The organism is Mitsuaria sp. TWR114, from assembly GCF_007997345.1.
Map to the genome: position 1 here is coordinate 1 of NZ_VOSR01000331.1, position 1,388 is coordinate 1,388.

At 72.9% G+C, this 1,388-nt stretch carries 1 protein-coding gene; it reads left to right on the forward strand.

The features are described from left to right. Nucleotides 1-309 precede the first annotated feature (309 nt). A partial coding sequence (locus FUT87_RS13285) for an SPFH domain-containing protein (protein ID WP_147241327.1) occupies nucleotides 310-1,388 on the forward strand: 1,079 nt, incomplete at its 3' end.

Sequence of the window (1,388 nt, forward strand, 5' to 3'; positions counted from 1 at the left end):
GCCAGCGCGGCCTCGGCGGCGTCGCGGTCGAACCATTGATCGACCTGCAACTCGGGCCGCGCGGCGCGGATCCAGCCGGCCAGTTGCTCGCTGGTGGGGCGGTCGTCCTCGATGACGGCGACCTTGTTCCTTGGGATGACCATGGCGCCGGATTATGGACAGCCCCGGCCCCCCGCGCGCCGCCGCCCCGTGAAGGTTTCTTCCGGACCGTGAAGGGAGGCGCCACCCGCCCGCATTGAGGCTTCCGCGCTGTCTCCGGACCATGAGCGACATCCCAACAGCCCGTGAGCGGGCACCCCGGAGGACCTCATGAACGACCGCCTGCAATCGATCCGCAACGCCGCTGCCCGGCTGAAGGCTCGACTGTCCGGCTTCTCCCGCCGCGCCGATGCCGGCCTTGGCACCGACCTCGGCGACGAAGGCGCCGGCCTCGAGCGCACGACCGCCGGCGCCGACGGCTTCGGCCGGCGCGCCGGCGCGGGCCTGGTGCGCGCGCTGCCCTGGCTGGCTGGCCTGACGGCCGTGTCCGGCGCGGTGGCCTTGCTGGTGATGCACCCGCCGGTGCACGAGGTGCCGCGGGGCGCCGTCACGCTGCGCACCAACACGCTGACGGGCGGCATCACCGAGGCGCGCTCGGGCTCGGTGCTGAAGCTGCCCGGCCTGCATGAGGTCCGCGACCTGCCGGTGCGCGACCGCAGCTACCACCCGACCCGCTTCGCCCGCGCCGATGGCGAGGCGCCGCTGCAGTCGCTCGAAGGCCTGTCGCTGGGCCTGGACCTGACGGTGCGCTGGACCGTCGACCCGAGCCGCCTGCCGCAGCTGGCCGCCTCGCTGCCCGACGACATCGAGGGCGACGTGATCGCCCCGGCACTGCAGGGCATCGTCTATCGCCAGATCGCCACGCACACCGTGCGCGAGATCTTCTCGACGCAGCGCGGCCCCATCCAGGCGGCGCTCGAAGGCGAGCTGCGCCGCAAGCTGGCGCTGGACGGCATCGTGCTGCGCGGCCTGGAGATCGGCAACGTCGACCTGCCCCACGAGTACCGCGAAGGGCTGGAGAACCTGCTGGCCGAGGGCCTGGCGAGCGAGAAGATGCGCTACACGCTGGAGCTCAAGGAGAAGCAGGTCAAGCAGACCGAGCTCGAGGCTGCGGCCGAGAAGGTGCGCCGCGAGACGGCCGCCGAGGCCTCGGCGCGCGAGCAGGTCATCGCCGCCAAGGGCCAGGAGGAGGCGATGAAGCATGTGCTGCCCTTCAAGCAGCGCCAGGTCGAGCAGCGCCAGCTGGAAGCGGAGGCGGAGCGCGTCGCGCGGGTCCGCATGGCCGAGGGCAACGCGCAGGCGCGTGGCATCGAGGCCGACGGCGAGGCCAAGGCGCGCGAGAAGCTGGC